The sequence below is a fragment of the Cedecea neteri genome, from assembly GCF_000758325.1.
GTDB lineage: Bacteria > Pseudomonadota > Gammaproteobacteria > Enterobacterales > Enterobacteriaceae > Cedecea > Cedecea neteri_B.
Map to the genome: position 1 here is coordinate 4,129,201 of NZ_CP009459.1, position 17,085 is coordinate 4,146,285.

Annotated in this window: 14 protein-coding genes; 5 read left to right on the forward strand and 9 right to left on the reverse strand. The window is 56.2% G+C overall.

Annotated features, from left to right (window positions below; all coding sequences use genetic code 11):
- Positions 1 to 120 precede the first annotated feature (120 nt).
- Complete coding sequence (gene apbC, locus LH86_RS19290; protein WP_039304807.1) at positions 121 to 1,233, reverse strand: iron-sulfur cluster carrier protein ApbC; 1,113 nt, start codon at positions 1,231 to 1,233, stop codon at positions 121 to 123.
- Positions 1,234 to 1,395: 162 nt separating this feature from the next.
- Between apbC and metG the strand changes: the two genes are divergently transcribed.
- On the forward strand, positions 1,396 to 3,432 hold the full coding sequence (gene metG / locus LH86_RS19295) for a methionine--tRNA ligase (protein ID WP_039304810.1): 2,037 nt from the start codon (positions 1,396 to 1,398) through the stop codon (positions 3,430 to 3,432).
- A gap of 258 nt (positions 3,433 to 3,690) precedes the next feature.
- Here the strand turns inward: metG and LH86_RS19300 are convergent, their stop codons facing one another.
- Positions 3,691 to 4,923 (reverse strand): MFS transporter, encoded by a 1,233-nt coding sequence (locus LH86_RS19300; protein WP_039304812.1) that lies wholly within the window; start codon positions 4,921 to 4,923, stop codon positions 3,691 to 3,693.
- Positions 4,924 to 5,371: 448 nt separating this feature from the next.
- Between LH86_RS19300 and ybjG the strand changes: the two genes are divergently transcribed.
- Together ybjG and deoR are read left to right on the forward strand one after the other, a co-directional pair.
- A complete protein-coding gene (gene ybjG, locus LH86_RS19305; protein ID WP_039304814.1) occupies positions 5,372 to 5,980 on the forward strand; it encodes an undecaprenyl-diphosphate phosphatase in 609 nt (202 codons plus the stop codon).
- 73 nt (positions 5,981 to 6,053) lie between these two features.
- Positions 6,054 to 6,818, forward strand: coding sequence for a DNA-binding transcriptional repressor DeoR (gene deoR, locus LH86_RS19310; protein ID WP_039304818.1), 765 nt, complete (start codon positions 6,054 to 6,056; stop codon positions 6,816 to 6,818).
- Between the two features lie 4 nt (positions 6,819 to 6,822).
- On the opposite strand, the gene dacC is transcribed toward deoR, so the two are convergent.
- Complete coding sequence (gene dacC / locus LH86_RS19315; protein ID WP_039304821.1) at positions 6,823 to 8,028, reverse strand: serine-type D-Ala-D-Ala carboxypeptidase; 1,206 nt, start codon at positions 8,026 to 8,028, stop codon at positions 6,823 to 6,825.
- A 248-nt stretch (positions 8,029 to 8,276) separates the two neighbouring features.
- Here dacC and LH86_RS19320 point away from each other — a divergent pair, with 248 nt between their 5' ends.
- Positions 8,277 to 8,903: a glutathione S-transferase family protein gene (locus LH86_RS19320; RefSeq protein ID WP_039304824.1), complete on the forward strand. Its 627-nt coding sequence runs from the start codon at positions 8,277 to 8,279 to the stop codon at positions 8,901 to 8,903.
- 1 nt (position 8,904) lies between these two features.
- On the opposite strand, the gene LH86_RS19325 is transcribed toward LH86_RS19320, so the two are convergent.
- Together LH86_RS19325 and LH86_RS19330 are read right to left on the reverse strand one after the other, a co-directional pair.
- On the reverse strand, positions 8,905 to 10,026 hold the full coding sequence (locus LH86_RS19325) for a PQQ-dependent sugar dehydrogenase (RefSeq protein ID WP_039304827.1): 1,122 nt from the start codon (positions 10,024 to 10,026) through the stop codon (positions 8,905 to 8,907).
- 111 nt (positions 10,027 to 10,137) lie between these two features.
- The gene (locus LH86_RS19330; RefSeq protein ID WP_039304831.1) at positions 10,138 to 10,521 is read right to left on the reverse strand and encodes a biofilm formation regulator BssR; all 384 of its coding nucleotides are present in this window, start codon (positions 10,519 to 10,521) and stop codon (positions 10,138 to 10,140) included.
- Positions 10,522 to 10,764: 243 nt separating this feature from the next.
- On the opposite strand from LH86_RS19330, the gene rimO reads away from it, so the two are divergent.
- Positions 10,765 to 12,090 (forward strand): 30S ribosomal protein S12 methylthiotransferase RimO, encoded by a 1,326-nt coding sequence (gene rimO / locus LH86_RS19335; protein WP_008455208.1) that lies wholly within the window; start codon positions 10,765 to 10,767, stop codon positions 12,088 to 12,090.
- A 630-nt stretch (positions 12,091 to 12,720) separates the two neighbouring features.
- Here rimO and LH86_RS19340 read toward each other — a convergent pair.
- The 4 genes from LH86_RS19340 to gsiB all read right to left on the reverse strand — a co-directional run bounded on the left by LH86_RS19340 (position 12,721) and on the right by gsiB (position 17,073).
- Positions 12,721 to 13,461: a MipA/OmpV family protein gene (locus LH86_RS19340; protein ID WP_039304834.1), complete on the reverse strand. Its 741-nt coding sequence runs from the start codon at positions 13,459 to 13,461 to the stop codon at positions 12,721 to 12,723.
- 36 nt (positions 13,462 to 13,497) lie between these two features.
- On the reverse strand, positions 13,498 to 14,409 hold the full coding sequence (gene gsiD, locus LH86_RS19345) for a glutathione ABC transporter permease GsiD (protein WP_039304837.1): 912 nt from the start codon (positions 14,407 to 14,409) through the stop codon (positions 13,498 to 13,500).
- 2 nt (positions 14,410 to 14,411) lie between these two features.
- Positions 14,412 to 15,332: a glutathione ABC transporter permease GsiC gene (gene gsiC, locus LH86_RS19350; protein ID WP_039295349.1), complete on the reverse strand. Its 921-nt coding sequence runs from the start codon at positions 15,330 to 15,332 to the stop codon at positions 14,412 to 14,414.
- Between the two features lie 202 nt (positions 15,333 to 15,534).
- Positions 15,535 to 17,073 carry a glutathione ABC transporter substrate-binding protein GsiB gene (gene gsiB, locus LH86_RS19355; RefSeq protein WP_039304840.1) on the reverse strand — a complete coding sequence of 513 codons (1,539 nt, stop codon included), beginning with the start codon at positions 17,071 to 17,073 and terminating at the stop codon, positions 15,535 to 15,537.
- Positions 17,074 to 17,085 lie beyond the last annotated feature (12 nt).

Sequence of the window (17,085 nt, forward strand, 5' to 3'; positions counted from 1 at the left end):
CAGCCACAGGCTGCGCCGAAAGCCATCTAATTAGGGTCGTCGGGAGTTTGAAAAACGAAAGAATTTGGCGATAACTGCAAACAAAAAACGCCTCTGCCATGAAGGGAGAGGCGTCTCGTTTTACACCGCTCTGAAGGCAATCTCGCTCGGGATCACGTCCCCGTTCCAGTAAAGCTGAGCCGCCACGCGCCCCGCCAATTCGCGGTAGAGCGTTGCGATGTCGCTTTCCGGGCGATTAATGACCGTTGGCTTACCGGCATCCAGGTCTTCACGCAGCGTGATGTGCAGCGGTAACTGCCCCAGCAGCGTGGTGTGATACTGTTGCGCCAGTTTCTCCGCGCCTCCGGTGCCGAAGATAGGCTCCTGATGGCCGCAGTTGCTGCAAATATGAATGCTCATATTCTCAACAATACCCACCACCGGCACCTCAACTTTCTCGAACATCACGATCCCTTTGCGAGCGTCGATCAGCGCGATGTCCTGCGGCGTGGTCACAACCATCGCCCCGGTGACTGGGATGTTTTGCGCCAGCGTCAGTTGGATGTCACCGGTGCCCGGCGGCATATCGATCACCAGGTAATCCAGATCCGGCCACAGCGTTTCTTGCAGCATTTGCATCAGCGCTTTGCTGGCCATCGGACCGCGCCATACCATGGCATTTTCGTCGGTGACGAGGTAACCGATCGAGTTAGTCGCCAGACCGTGCGCCACGATCGGTGCCATGTGCTTGCCGTCCGGGGACGTTGGGCGCTCGTGTTCAGCCCCCAGCATGGTTGGGATCGACGGGCCGTAAATATCGGCATCCAGAATACCAACTTTGGCCCCTTCGGCCGCCAGCGCCAGCGCCATGTTTACCGCGGTGGTCGATTTTCCCACTCCGCCTTTGCCGGAGCTGACGGCAATAATATTTTTAACGCCGTTAATGCCTGGCTGGTTTTTCACCCGCTTCAGCGTGGCAATGTGATGGCTTAGCTTCCAGTCCACCGCCTTCGCGCCGGTGATCCGCAGCAGGTCAGCGCTGCAGGTCTCTTTTAAGGCATCAAACCCGCTTTGCCAGGCGAACGGCATCTGCAGTTCAACGTGCAGCGTGTCGTCAAGCATGGCGACATGGTGCAGCGCTTTCAGCGCGGTGAGGTTGTGCTTCAAGGTAGGGTGCTGAAAATTAGCCAGGGTCCCGGCTACCATCGCGCGTAGCTGTTCCGGGGACTTGCTGGACGGGGATTGCGAATTCATCCCGACTCCTTATGTTTTTATCGGACATTGCAATCCGCTAAGCATACCAGAAACCACGCGGCCTATTCATGTGCGGTTATTGCGGGCTTTGGGGTTACTAAACAATTGCCAATCCGGTAATATCGAAGCCCCCTTTTTTAATCAGAGGATGCAATCCCGACTATGACTCACCCCGCGAAGAAAATATTGGTAACGTGCGCCCTGCCGTACGCAAACGGCTCAATCCACCTCGGTCACATGCTGGAGCATATTCAGGCTGATGTCTGGGTCCGTTACCAACGAATGCGCGGCAACGAGGTTAACTTCATCTGCGCAGACGACGCCCACGGCACGCCTATCATGCTGAAAGCACAGCAGCTGGGTATCAGCCCAGAGCAGATGATTGCCGAAATGAGTCAGGAGCATCAGACTGATTTTGCAGGCTTTAACATCAGCTATGATAACTATCACTCCACCCACAGCGACGAGAACCGCGAGCTGTCGGAGCTGATTTATGGCCGCCTGAAAGAGAACGGTTTTATTAAAAACCGCACGATTTCTCAGCTCTACGATCCGGAAAAAGGCATGTTCCTGCCGGACCGTTTTGTCAAAGGCACCTGCCCGAAATGTAAAGCTCCGGATCAGTACGGCGATAACTGCGAAGTGTGTGGCTCCACCTACAGCCCAACCGAGCTTATCGATCCAAAATCCGTGGTGTCCGGCGCAACGCCTGAAATGCGTGACTCCGAGCACTTCTTCTTCGACCTGCCGTCCTTCAGCGAAATGCTGCAGGCGTGGACCCGCAGCGGCGCGCTGCAGGAGCAGGTGGCGAACAAGATGCAGGAGTGGTTCGAATCTGGTCTGCAGCAGTGGGATATTTCCCGCGATGCGCCTTACTTCGGCTTCGAAATCCCGAACGCACCGGGCAAATACTTCTACGTCTGGCTGGATGCGCCAATCGGCTACATGGGTTCCTTCAAGAACCTGTGCGACAAGCGCGGCGACACCACCAGCTTCGACGAATACTGGAAGAAAGATTCCACCACCGAGCTGTATCACTTCATCGGCAAAGACATCGTGTACTTCCACAGCCTGTTCTGGCCGGCCATGCTGGAAGGCAGCAACTTCCGCAAGCCAACCAACCTGTTTGTTCACGGCTATGTGACGGTCAACGGCGCGAAGATGTCCAAGTCTCGCGGCACCTTTATCAAAGCCAGCACCTGGCTGAAGCACTTTGATGCCGACAGCCTGCGCTACTACTACACCGCGAAGCTCTCTTCCCGTATTGACGATATCGACCTGAACCTGGAAGACTTCGTTCAGCGCGTGAACAGCGACATCGTCAACAAAGTGGTTAACCTGGCCTCTCGTAACGCCGGCTTTATCGCCAAGCGTTTTGACGGCGTGCTGGCCGCAGAGATTGCCGATCCAGAGCTGTACAAAACCTTCACCGACGCGGCAGAAAGCATCGGCGAAGCGTGGGACAGCCGCGAATTTGGCCGTGCGATCCGCGAAATCATGGCGCTGGCGGACATTGCGAACCGCTACGTGGACGAGCAGGCTCCGTGGGTGGTGGCTAAGCAGGAAGGCCGCGATGCCGACCTGCAGGCCATTTGCTCCATGGGCATTAACCTGTTCCGCGTGCTGATGACCTACCTGAAGCCGGTTCTGCCGTCGCTCACCGAGCGTACAGAAGCCTTCCTGAATGCCGAACTGAGCTGGGACAGCATCGCTACGCCGCTGCTGAACCACAAGGTAAACAGCTTCAAGGCGCTGTATAACCGCATTGAAACCAAACAGGTGGAAGCGCTGGTGGAAGCGTCTAAAGAAGAAGTGAAAGCGCTGAACGCTGCGCCGGTAACCGGCCCGCTGGCGGACGATCCAATTCAGGAGACCATCAGCTTTGATGATTTCGCGAAAGTGGATATGCGCATTGCGCTGATTGAAAAAGCAGAATTCGTGGACGGCTCCGACAAGCTGCTGCGCCTGACGCTGGATCTCGGCGGCGAGAAACGCAACGTCTTCTCCGGCATTCGTACCGCTTACCCGGATCCGTCTAAGCTGGAGGGTCGTCTGACCGTGATGGTGGCCAACCTCGCACCGCGTAAGATGCGCTTTGGCGTCTCTGAAGGGATGGTGATGGCCGCAGGTCCTGGCGGGAAAGATATCTTCCTGCTGAGCCCGGACAGCGGTGCTCAGCCTGGCATGGCGGTTAAGTAATTCCCCTCACCCCAGCCCTCTCCCCACCGGGGAGAGGGTGAAAAAACAGATTTATCCCGCTTTATCTCCACGCCCGTTCAGGGATGGGCTGCAAAACAATCAAACTACCTTGTTTTTATCCCTTCTCCTTTTTAGAAAGGGGAATATGGCAATTTACCCTGTTTTTATCCCCTCTCCCTTTTAGGGAGAGGAATATGGCGATTTACCCTGCTTTTGTCCCCTCTCCCTTTTAGGGAGAGGGTTAGGGTGAGGGTAAAATCAGGCGTCTCTTGCCTGCCCAACAGTTTTATCCTTCAGGAACAACACCATCAGGCCAAGCCAAACCGCCCCGCCCAGCAGGTTAAACAGGCTGAACAGACCGTTGCCGCCGAACTGGTAGGCGTGCTTGCTCAGCTCAATACCGACGGTAAAGATCAGCATCTGCAGCATGCCCATCGCCGCCGACACCGTGCCTTTGCTCATCTCGCTGGCAAACAGCGTCAGGCGCACCAGGCCCGCATTCGCCAGGCCGATGCCAAAGGCGTACAAACTCAGGCCAGCGGTCATCCACAAATATGCATGAGAAGAAACCACCGTAGCCACTGCCGCCACAACCAGGCCAGGCACAATCCACCAGCCACCCATGATGATCAGGCTGCGTACGCTACGGCGGGACGTCAGTTTGGCCAGGACCAGGTTACCGAGGATCAGCGCGCCGAAAATAGGCACCTGCAGCAGACCGTATTCATAGCTGCTGAGGTTCTCCCCGCTAATGATAATCACCGGCGACTGGGCAATCCACGCCAGCAATGGCAGGCTCACAAAGCCCGTCGCTAGCGCGCCCGAAACAAAACGCAGGTTTTTCAGTACCAGCTTGTAGTCGCGACCAAGCTCTTTCAGCGAAAGCTTTTCGCCGAGGCGAGTCGCCGTTTCTGGCATCGCTTTGTGCAGCCCAAAGAAAGAGACGGCGGCCAGCAGTGCAAACAGCACGAACATCGTTTCCCACGGAGCCACATGGATCCACGCCGCGCCCACCAGCGGCCCAAGCAGCGGCGCGATGAGCGCCACGTTCGCCATCAGCGCGGTTATCTTGATGCAAACCGACTCTTCGAACGACTCCTGAATAGCGGCGTAGCCCACCGCGCCAATAAAGCACAGACTGACGCCCTGCAGGAAGCGCAGGAAGGTGAACTGCTGAATATCCTGGGCCAGCAGCGTCGCGAGGCAGGTGACAATAAACCAGACCACGCCAGTCAACATCACCGGGCGGCGGCCTATACGGTCAGACAGCGGCCCGAGCAGCCACTGCAGGAACATCCCGCCCGCCAGGTAAGCCGTCATTGAGGTCGGCACCCATTCCACGCCCGCCTGGAACTGATCCACCACGGCCAGCATCCCCGGCTGGATCATGTCATTGCCGATATAAGTTGAGAATTCGTAGAGCACCAGGCAGAGCGGGAACAGCAGCGCCTGACGGCCTAACGATTTGTTAGCTATCGTATTATGTTGCATTAGGAACTCAGAAGATAAAGAAACGCGCAGAGTGTATTCAATTGCCCGTGCCAGCGGTAGTCAACGGCTGACAAATAGCACGGGGTGTAAAGCCGCGCACATCATACCTCAATTCTATTAAGGATTTCTTAATCTGTGATGAATATTCTGCTGCCATGAATTTAAGGTCGGCACTGTGTTAGCAAATACCAGATGAAATATTTTCCTAAACCAACGGTAAATAAGACAAAACTGCTTTACCGTCTGCCGCCCTGCTTCTATCTTTTCCCGCTTTGCATCCTGATAATACGGGCTGCTATTTTTAGCTGGTTTTCCCGGGAGAAGGCCAGATGATGCGCGGGGCGCACTTTTTCAGCCACAGCCTGTGGACAGGTTGTTGGGTAGGGTTAATCCAGGTGGCGCTTCACGGCGCGATATCCACCTGGTCAGTTAAAGCACAGGACAAGTCATGATGGAAACGCTCAACCAGAATCTGTTTTTGCTCATTAATGCCACCCCGTCGTCGCCGGAGTGGATGATAAAGCTGGCGATATTCTTTGCCCGCGATCTGATCAGCATCGTCCCGCTGCTGATCGTCGCGCTCTGGCTTTGGGGTCAGCGTAAGCAGATGCCGGCCCAGCGCCAGGTGGTGATCAAAACCGGCATGGCGCTGGTGATTAGCGTGGTGTTGTCATGGGTCATTGGGCAGTTGTTCCCGCATCCGCGTCCTTTTGTGGTCGGGCTGGGCTATAACTTCCTGCACCACGCGCCGGATGATTCTTTCCCGAGCGACCACGGCACGGTGATCTTCACCTTCGCGCTGGCATTTTTATGCTGGCACCGCGTCTGGTCCGGCGTGATGTTATTTGTTATCGGCTGCGCGATTGCCTGGTCCCGCGTTTACCTCGGCGTGCACTGGCCGCTGGATATGCTCGGCGGCCTGCTGGTCGGCATGAGCGCCTGTCTGCTGTCGCAGATCGTCTGGAATCTGCGCGGGCCACAAATCCACCAGCGCCTGAATCAGATTTACCGCTACTGCTTCGCATTGCCTATCCGTAAAGGCTGGGTGCGTGACTAAGCGGTGCGCCACAGGTAAGATGCATTAACTAAAGCCCTGCCTTAGCGGGGCTTTTTAATGTTCAGAGGCCGCTATGGAAACCCGCCGTGAAGAGCGCATTAACCGCCTGCTACAGGCGCTGAAGCGCAGCGATAAAATTCATCTCAAAGAAGCCGCTCAGTTGCTGGGCGTCTCCGAAATGACCATCCGCCGCGACATTAACAGCGAACCGGGTCAGGTGGTGCTGCTAGGGGGATATGTCGTGCTGGAGCCCCGTAGCGCTGGGGCGAGCCACTATCTACTGAGCGATGAAAAAACGCGTCAGGTGGAAGAGAAGCGCCATGCCGCCAGGCTTGCGGCGCAGCATGTGCAGCCACATCAAACCGTGTTTTTCGACTGCGGGACGACCACGCCTTACATCATCGACGCCCTTGACGACGACCTGCCGTTTACCGGCCTGTGTTATTCCCTCAACACCTTTCTGGCGCTGCAGGATAAACCCAACTGCCGGGTAATTTTAAGCGGCGGCGAGTTTCACGCCAGTAACGCGATTTTTAAGCCGATTAATTTCCAGGAGTGCCTGGGGAATATCTGCCCGGATATTGCGTTTTTCTCGGCGGCAGGCGTGCATCTGCGCCACGGCGCAACCTGCTTTAATCTTGATGAGCTACCGGTGAAGCATTGGGCATTGAATATGGCCCAGCGTAATATCCTGGTGGTGGATGACACTAAGTTTGGCAAGGTTCGCGCCGCCTGCATGGGGCCGCTGACGGCGTTTGATACGGTGATTACCAATCGGCCTCCCGCCGCAGAGTTTATAGACTTTGCCGCGGCGGAAAACCTGACGCTAACGTGGTAGTCGCTTAAGAGAACCAGCTCCCGAACCAACCGTGGAGCTTCATCAGCACAAAGTCCCACATGCGGCTGAAGAAGCCGCCCTCTTCAACCGGCTCCATCACCAGCAGCGGGCGCTGTTCAATGGATTTGCCGTTGAGCTGGAAGTCGATAGTGCCGACGGCCTGGCCCTTTTTCAGCGGCGCGGTTAGCTGAGGTTCGTTCAGCGTAAAGCTGGCTTTCAGGTTTTTCAGCTGACCGCGAGGAATGGTCACCGAACCGCCCTCACCCGCCCCCAGATTGACTTCGCTCTTATCGCCAAACCAGACGCGCTGGGTCACGAAAGTCGCGTCAGGTTTGATTGGCGTTACGGTTTCGAAGAAGCGGAAGCCCCAGGTCAGCAGCTTTTCGCTCTCGTTAAAGCGAATGCGGTCGGTTTTCGTGCCCAGCACCACGGAAATCAGGCGCATATCACCGGACGTTGCCGAAGCGACCAGGTTATAGCCCGCACCCTCGGTGGTGCCGGTCTTCATGCCGTCAACGTTGAGGTTGGAACTCCACAGCAGGCGGTTGCGGTTCGGCTGCTTGATATTGTTAAAGGTGAACTCTTTTTCTTTGTGTACCGCGTACTCGTCCGGCACGTCATGGATCAGCGCCTGGCCCAGCAGCGCCATGTCGCGCGCGGTGCTGTACTGCCCCGGAGCATCCAGACCGTGAACGGTTTTAAAGGTGGTGTTGGTCAGCTTGAGCTTCTGCGCGTAGTTGTTCATCAGGCTGACAAACGAGTCCTGGCTGCCCGCCACATAGTCGGCAATCGCGATGCTGGCGTCGTTCCCGGACTGAATAATGACGCCTTTGTTCAGATCTTCCACCGAGACTTTATCGCCTGGTTTCAGGAACATCAGCGAAGAGCCGCGCAGCACCGGGTTACCGGTGGCCCAGGCATCTTTCCCGATAGTCACCATATCCGTCAGGTGAATCTTGCCTGCTTTCAGCGCCTGCCCTACCACGTAACTGGTCATCAGCTTGGTCAGACTTGCCGGATCGAGCTTTTCGTCGGCATTTCCTTCCGCCAGCACCTTCCCGCTGGCGTAATCCATCAAAATCCAGGCTTTGGCATCGACCTGGGGAGCATCTGCGGTCTGCTCAGCGCTCAGCGCAGGAGCCGCTATCAGTAGCAGGGTTGTCCCTGCGACTAAACCACGTAGTGTTGCAGGCATTTGCAAGATCGTCATAAAACCACCTGAGTATCCATTCTTAAAAAATTCACGGTGCGCACCGCCACCCAAAAGTCAGGGTGTGAGTAATAACGCACGAATCCACTTAAAGAAACATAGAGTTGGTAAAGTTTTTTAAGTTTATTCGATATCTGCACGAGTTGCCGCCGTCACGCCATTTTTTTTAGCTTCGGTTGAGAAACAGTGGTGTTTTCGTGACCGGAGCCGGGCATACTCGATGTCCACCTGCAAAAAAAGGAACCATCATGATTACCGTTTGGGGCAGAGATAATTCCACCAATGTCAAAAAAGTGCTGTGGTGTCTGGAAGAGCTGAACTTGCCATACCGCTCCGTGCCCGCGGGCGGAAAATTTGGCCTGACGCACGATGCTGAATACCTGGCGATGAACCCGAATGGCCTGGTGCCGTGCATTCATGACGACGCACACGGGCTTACGCTGTGGGAATCCAATACTATCGTGCGTTACCTGGCGGCTGAATATGGCCGCGATTCGCTGTGGGTCGATAGCCCCGCCGAGCGTGCTAAAGGCGAAAAATGGATGGACTGGTCCGCTACCGCGGTTGCAGGCCCTTACCGCGGCGTCTACGCCAGCCTGGTCAGAACCCCGCCGGAAGAACGCGATCAGAAGCTAATTGAACAAAGCATTGCGGCCTGCAACAAGCTGTTTGCCATTGCGGATGCGGAACTGGCTAAACAGCCGTGGCTGGGTAGCGAAGCCTTTGGCCTGGGCGACCTCGCCTTTGGCCCACAAATCTACAGCCTGCTCAACCTTGATATTCCGTGGGATGCGGTGCCAAACCTTCAGCGCTGGTATCAGCAGCTGACCCAGCGCCCGGCGTTCAAGAAAATTGTGATGATCCCGCTGACCTGATTTAGCTTTCGGTCGGGCTGATTTTTAGCAGCTCGCCGTCAGATTCGTCGGTCAGGACATACAGATAGCCGTCCGGGCCGACGCGCACATCGCGAATACGCTGCTTGCGATCCCCCAGTAGCCGCTGCTCCCCCGTCACCTTGTCTCCGTCCAGCGTCAGTTCAATCAGATTCTTTTCTTTGAGCGCACCGATAAACAGCCTGCCTTTCCACTGCGGGAAGGTGTCAGCCGCATAAAACGCCATGCCGCTTATCGCCGGAGAGACTTGCCAGTAATGAATCGGCTGTTCTGTGCCTTCTGCTTCTCCCCCTTTGGCTTCAGGGATCTTAAGCCCGCTGTAATTAACGCCCCAGGTCGCCAGCGGCCAGCCGTAGTTTTTTCCGGCTGCCGGGATATTGATTTCATCGCCACCTTTCGGCCCGTGCTCGTTTAGCCACAGCTCGCCGTTGGCCGGATTAATAGCTAATCCCTGCGGGTTACGGTGCCCGTAAGACCAAATTTCAGGCCGGACACCAGGTTTGCCAACAAACGGGTTGTCCTGCGGGACGGAACCATCAACATTAAGCCGCACCACTTTGCCCTGCAGCTTATCGAGATCCTGGGCTGTGGCCCGCTCGTTGTTTTCCCCTAACGCAATAAACAGATGGCCTTGCCCATCAAACACCATGCGTCCGCCGAAATGGTTGCCGATGGAGAGTTTTGGCGCCTGACGGAACACAACCTTAAAGTTTTCCAGCCGTTTCAGATCCCGGCTTAACGTCCCATACCCGACAGCAGTACCGGCTTTATTGTCGCTGCCGCCTTCGGCAAAGCTAAGCCACACGCGGCGGCTGTTGGCAAAATCCGGGGCCAGCACAACGTCCAGTAAACCACCCTGCCCATGGGCCCAGACAACGGGCACGCCGCGAATCGGCGCGGACAAACCCTTGCCCTGTTGCCACAGATGCAGCTCCCCGCCGCGCAGGGTAATCAACATGCCCTGGTTATCAGGTAAAAAGTCCAGCGCCCACGGGTGAGGCAGGTTAGTTTGCAGGACTTCAACGTTGGTTTTGGCAGCCAGAGCATAAGAGGCAGAGAAAAGTAGCGAGGCGGCAATAAGCGTGCGGGACGGGAACGGTGGCATGGCGATCTCCTGGTTTTGGCTATCCGTTAAGGGTAGCTGCCGGAGACAAGCCAGCGCCTGGTTTTACATAACATTAAGAACGGGGAGCCTGGCAGACTCCCCGCGCTCGGATCAGGCTTCTATGGCCTTTCCGCGTTCTGCCAGCGCATTCAGGCTACGGCTGAGCTGCATCAGGCTGGCTTCAAGTTTTGCCGCATCAACCGCGATGTATTGCGGGCAATCTTTGCGCCCGCTCATCAGGCAAAGTGCGGTAGATGAACACGCCTCAACGGCATGGCGAAAATCATCTTTTTCGTCGTCGGCCAGGCTCGCCTGCAGCACAAAAGCAGCATCGCGGCTCCGGTGACAGACATCCAGCAAACGAGTCCGCAGCTGTTCGCTTTCGCTGACAGACATGTACCCTTTGGCCTTTCTCAACGCCAGGTAGGCGGCAATTTCTCCCTTCGCGGCCTGCAGTTTTTTCAACAGGTCGTGTTTGACCGTACATCCGGACATAAGGCATCCTCCTCGTGGGTTACCCATTAACCCACAGGTTAAGTATGGTCAAAGGGGGATAATTCGCGGCTAATATCTTTCGCATTTGATGCTATTTTCCAGGCAAGCCGGAGTATGTGGTGGGTAAACAGAAGCGGAATAAATCATCTCTGACGCAAACTGCAATTCTCCAGTACAAATTCCCGCCCAACCTCTGTAGAATCCCTGCCCTAATCTTTCTAATAATTGAACACTTTTTAAGCTATGAGCAATGTGACCCAACAACCCCGTATCGGGTTTGTCTCCCTCGGCTGCCCGAAAAACCTCGTGGACTCCGAACGCATCCTGACTGAACTGCGCACCGAAGGCTATGACGTGGTGCCAAGCTATGACGACGCCGACATGGTCATCGTCAACACCTGCGGCTTTATCGACAGCGCCGTACAGGAATCGCTTGAAGCCATCGGTGAAGCGCTGAACGAAAACGGTAAGGTGATTGTCACCGGTTGCCTGGGCGCAAAAGAAGATCAGATCCGCGAAGTGCATCCGAAGGTGCTGGAAATCACCGGCCCACACAGCTACGAGCAGGTTCTGCAGCACGTTCACCACTACGTGCCAAAACCGCAGCACAACCCGTTCCTGAGCCTGGTGCCGGAACAGGGCGTGAAGCTGACGCCGCGTCACTACGCGTATCTGAAAATTTCCGAAGGCTGTAACCATCGCTGCACCTTCTGCATTATCCCGTCCATGCGTGGCGATCTGGACAGCCGCCCAATCGGCGACGTGCTGGCAGAGGCAAAACGTCTGGTTGAAGCGGGCGTGAAAGAGCTGCTGGTGATCTCTCAGGACACTTCCGCTTACGGCGTGGACGTTAAGCACCGCACCGGGTTCTGGAACGGTGCTCCGGTCAAAACCAGCATGGTGAGCCTCTGCGAGCAGCTGGCTAAACTGGGCGTCTGGACTCGCCTGCACTACGTTTATCCGTACCCGCACGTTGACGATGTGATCCCGCTGATGGCGGAAGGCAAAATTTTGCCGTACCTCGACATTCCGCTGCAGCACGCCAGCCCGCGTATTCTGAAACTAATGAAGCGCCCAGGCTCTGCGGATCGTCAGCTGCAGCGCATCAAGCAGTGGCGTGAAATCTGCCCTGATCTGACCCTGCGCTCGACCTTTATCGTTGGCTTCCCGGGTGAAACCGAAGAAGACTTCGAGATGCTGCTCGACTTCCTGAAAGAAGCGCGTCTGGATCGCGTGGGCTGCTTCAAATACAGCCCGGTTGACGGCGCCACCGCCAACGAGCTGCCGGACCAGGTGCCGGAAGAAGTGAAAGAAGAGCGCTGGAACCGCTTTATGCAACTGCAGCAGAAAATCTCTGCCGAGCGTCTGCAGGAGAAAGTGGGCCGCGAGATTCTGGTCATGGTCGATGAAGTGGACGAAGAAGGCGCCATTGGTCGCAGTATGGCGGATGCCCCAGAAATCGACGGCGCGGTTTACCTGAATGGCGAAACGAAGCTGAAACCAGGCGACGTTGTCCGTGTGAAAGTTGAAAACGCGGATGAGTACGATCTGTGGGGTTCAGTGGTTTAATTTTTCCCAGTCTGTTCTGCATAACAAAGGGCTCTTTGTGAGAACGGTGAATATTCCGTTCACTTCCAGCCCTTTGTTATATGCAGCCTCTGAACTTGTGAACGGCTCGGGGGAGTCACCGTCACTCCCCCGAGACCCCGGACTCCCGGCGAAATAAATCGACCGCTGAAGCGGCAGACCTCGGTTTTATCTCCCAGTCCTGGGTCGGAGAGAAAACGGAGGCGATTTAAGCCGGAACCGTGCCTCGCGTTACAACTAACATTTTCCTCAGCTGCAGTGTTGCTTCTTGTTTTTACCCTCACCCTAACCCTCTCCCAGAGGGAGAGGGAATAGATAGCGTACTGTACTGACCTGTTGTTTTCTCCCTCGCCCCTTTGGGGAGAGGGTCGGGGTGAGGGGAAGAAGTGTTTCCGGTTCCTTTTCAAAGACCCCGAATGTTTGGGTGATAGCCGGTGGGTTTACCGCTTCAGCGGCGATGAGCTCGCCGGGCGCCGGGGGTTGTCAGGGGGCATGGCGTAATGCCACCTGACACGTTCACCGGCGCAGTGACTACATATGAAACTGTACTGGAAGTGAACGGAACCTAAGCCGATCGTTCATAGAAGATATTGGTAACGGGGAGCCAGCCCCCTAAAACGTATAACTCATCCCCACCGTTAACTCCCGCAGGTTATTCTTATTCACCATTGGGCTGTCGCTGATAGCACTCGGATAAAAACGCTGGGTGAACTGCGCCCAGGTGTTCCAGAGCGGTGTCCAGGCGTAGTTCATTGCCAGCTGCGCGTAAGGCACGATACTGCCCTTTGGCCGCCATGTCGCGAGGCCCGTTTTTGCCGATTCTTTATCTGAAACACCGTAGTAATAGCGCGTGTTTTGCGCATTCGAAAAATCCATTCCGGCTTCTGGCACTAGCGTGAAATCACCCCACTGTGCCATTGCGATATAGGCTGAATTCGCCGTAATGCCGTTGCTGACGCCCAGCGTGTCGCCCGCAAGCGTCGCGCTGAACGCACCTATCGTAGTGGTGTATTGCATCGTCATGCCGCCCATCATCGTGCTGTGGCGGTTATTCAATCCCCGCAGCGCGGGCGTCTGCCCGGTATCCGCCCGATACAAAGTGTCGTAGTAATAGACTTTCGCGCGCAGTAACAGCGTGTCGGTATTGATGAAGTTATAGCCCGCCTCAGTGCCGTCGAGATACCAGGTTTTGCCGTCGTAGCCGACGTAGGGCAGCGCCCAGCGAAGCTGGTGCCGGGTTTGATAAGGGGTTTGATACAGGCCACCCTGCGCGCCAAGCGACCAGTTGGCCGCCGGGCAGGCAGTGGCAATCAGCAACGGGCTGAGCAGAAGTGCCCCGGTTATCTTTCTCATTTCTTCACTCCAGGGCAACAAATCTACTGCCTCAGCTTAACCTTTAATTTTCGGATCCAGCGCGTCCCGCAGCCCATCCCCCAGCAAGTTGAACGCCAGCACGGTAAGGAAGATGGCGAGGCTCGGGAAAATAGCCACGTGCGGGGCAATCACCATATCTGCCCTCGCTTCATTTAGCATTGCGCCCCACTCCGGCGTCGGTGGCTGAGCCCCGAGGCCGAGAAATGACAGGCTTGCGGCGGAGATAATCGAGGTCCCGATGCGCATCGTGAAATACACCACAATCGACGAAACGGTTCCCGGCAGAATATGCCGGAAGATGATAGTCGCATCCGGGGCACCAATGCTACGAGCAGACTCAATAAAAGTTTGCTGTTTCAGCACCAGCGTGTTGCCGCGCACCAGGCGGGCAAAGGCCGGAATACTGAAAATCGCCACCGCAATAATCACGTTGGTCATGCCGCTGCCCATCACCGCCACCACCGCAATTGCCAGCAGAATACCGGGAAAAGCGAACAGCACGTCGCAGATTCGCATGATAATGCGATCCCACCAGCCTTCGTAATAGCCCGCCAGCAGGCCAAAGAAGGTCCCAATCAGCGCCCCAATCAGCACAGAAAAGACCCCGGCCGCCAGCGATATTTGTGCCCCGACCAGCACTCGGCTAAAAATGTCTCGCCCCAGCGAATCAACGCCAAACCAGTGCAACATCGATGGGCCGTCGTTTAGTCTGTCGTAATCAAAGTAGTTTTCCGCATCAAAGGGGGCAATCCACGGCGCGATGAGCGCAATCACTATAAGCAAAAGCACAAACAGCCCGGCGGCCATCGCCACGGGTTGCTGGCGAAAACGCCGCAGAAACTCGCTCCACGGGGTACGAATTTGCCCGGCACGCACCACGGGCATCGCGTTGACTATGGCCTGGCGTCGCCAGTTTAAAAGTCGCATCCTTATTTGTACCTGATGGCCGGGTTAATGGCGGCATACAGCAAATCCACCACTAAGTTGATCACAATAAACTCCAGCGAAAACAGCAGAACCTCGGCCTGAATAACCGGGTAATCACGCATCTCCACCGAATCCACCAGCAGGCGCCCTAATCCCGGCCAGTTAAACACTTTTTCCACCACAATCGAGCCGCCAAGCAGGAAGCCGAACTGCAACCCCATCATGGTGATCACCGGGATCATAGCGTTTCGCAGGCCGTGTTTCACCACGATCAGCGTTTCGCTCACGCCTTTCGCCCTGGCGGTACGCATGTAATCTTCGTGCAGCACATCCACAAACGACGCGCGGGTGAATCTCGCCATGACCGCCGCCACCGCCGCGCCAAGGGTAATGGACGGCAAAATATAATGCTGCCAGCTGTCGGCACCCACCGTGGGAAGCCAGCCCAGCTCAACCGAGAAGACCTGCATCAGCAGCATCCCCAGCGCAAAGGCCGGGAATGAAATGCCGGACACGGCAATGGTCATGCTCAGGCGATCCGGCCAGCGGTTACGCCAGACGGCGGCCACAATCCCGGTCGCCAGGCCAAACAGCGTCGCCCATGCCATGCTGGTCAGCGTCAGCCACAGCGTGGGCATAAAGCGGCTGGCGATTTCTTCAGACACAGGACGGCGCGAAACCAGCGAGGTGCCAAAGTCACCTTGCACGACGTGCGTGATGTAATGCAGGAACTGCCGCCACAGCGGTTGATCCAATCCCAATTGTTTGCGAACAAGTTCGATGACTGTGGCATCCGCTTCCGGCCCGGCAATCAGGCGCGCCGGGTCGCCGGGCAGCAGATGCACGAACAGGAATACCAGCACCGCGACGATGAACAGCGTCGGGATCAGGCCTAAAAGGCGTTTGAGGAAATAGTTAAACATCGCCGCCCCTCACCCTAACCCTCTCCCCAGAGGGGAGAGGGAATAAAGAGACAGAGCATTGAGTCCCTCTCCCCATAGGAGAGAGGTTGCAGAAACAAACTTTGTTTCCCCCTCTCCCCATAAGGCAGAGGTTGCAGACACAGACTTCGGTTTTCCCCCTCTCCCTTTCAGGGAGAGGGCCGGGGTGAGGGTCATCATCACGCTACTTCAGATCCGCATTATCAAAACTAAACCCGGTATCCGGCATCACGTAGAACCCGGTGAGATTTTTGCTGTGGGCAGAAACCAGTTTTTCCACCACCAGCGGCACCCACGGAGACTCTTTCCAGATCGTATCCTGCGCGTCTTTGTACAACTTCGCTTTCTCTTCCGGCTTGGTGGTTTTCAGCGCATCGGCCAGGTCTTTGTCCACCTGTGGATTGCTGTAAAACGCGGTGTTAAACAGCGTTGGCGGCCAGTTCTGAGAAGCAAACAGCGGCGACAGCGCCCAGTCAGCCTCGCCGGTAGACGCTGACCAGCCGGTGTAGAACATTCTCACGCCGCTCTCTTTCTGCCCTTTCGCTTCCACTTCGGCCGCACGCTGCCCGGCGTCCATCGCCGTCACTTTCACCTTGATGCCCACCTGCGCCAGCTGCTGCTGGGTAAACTGCAGGACTTTCTGCGCGGTGCTGTGGTTGTGGGACGACCAGAGCGTGGTTTCAAAGCCGTTCGGGAAACCCGCTTCTTTCAGCAGCGCTTTGGCTTTGGCCGGATCGTAGGGCCAGGGTTTGAATTTCTCAGCATAGGCGAGCGACGGCGGCACCACCCCTTCTGCTGGCGTAGCGAAGCCGGAGAACGCCACTTTCACCAGCGCCTGGCGGTTAATCGCATAGTTGATGGCTTCGCGAACTTTCGGGTTATCAAACGGCTTCTGGGTGACGTTCATACTGATGTAACGCTGCATGATAGACGGTGAAGCAACCAGCTCAAGTTTGCTGTTTTTCTCCAGCACGCCCGCCTGCTCGTAAGGGATCGGGAACGCGAACTGTGCCTCACCGGTTTGCAACATTGCCGCACGGGTGTTGTTATCCACGACCGGGCGCCAGGTAATGCTGTCCAGCTTCGGCAGGCCCTGCTGCCAGTAACCGGCGAATTTCTTCACCTTCACAAAATCGGTCTGGTTCCAGGTATCCAGCTGATACGGGCCGGTCCCCACCGGGTGGAAGCCGATATCTTTGCCGTATTTTTGCAGCGCAGCCGGGGAGATCATCGCCGTCGCCGGGTGGGCCAGAATATTGATGAACGCCGAGAACGGCTCTTTTAAGGTGATTTTCACCGTGGAAGGATCGACCACTTCCGTTTTGGCAATGGTTTTATACAGGTTGTAGCGCTTGAGATGGTTGTCCGGGTTGCTGGCGCGGTCGAGGTTCGCTTTTACCGCCTCGGCATTGAAGTCGGTTCCGTCCTGAAACTTCACGCCCGTGCGCAGCTTGATAGTGTACACCAGGCCATCGTCAGACACTTTGTAGCTTTCTGCCAGCACATTCTGCAGCTTCATGTCTTTATCAAGCCCGAACAGCCCTTGATAGAACGACTTCGCCACCGCCTGCGACAGCGTGTCATTCGCGTCGTAAGGATCGAGAGTGGTGAAGTTTGAGGCCACCGCTACGACGACATCTTTAGCAGCGAAAGCGGGCGTGGCGATAACGGCGGAGGCAAGTCCCGCCGCCAGCAGCCATTTTTGCGTTGTGTTAGCTGTCATTATTGTTTTCCT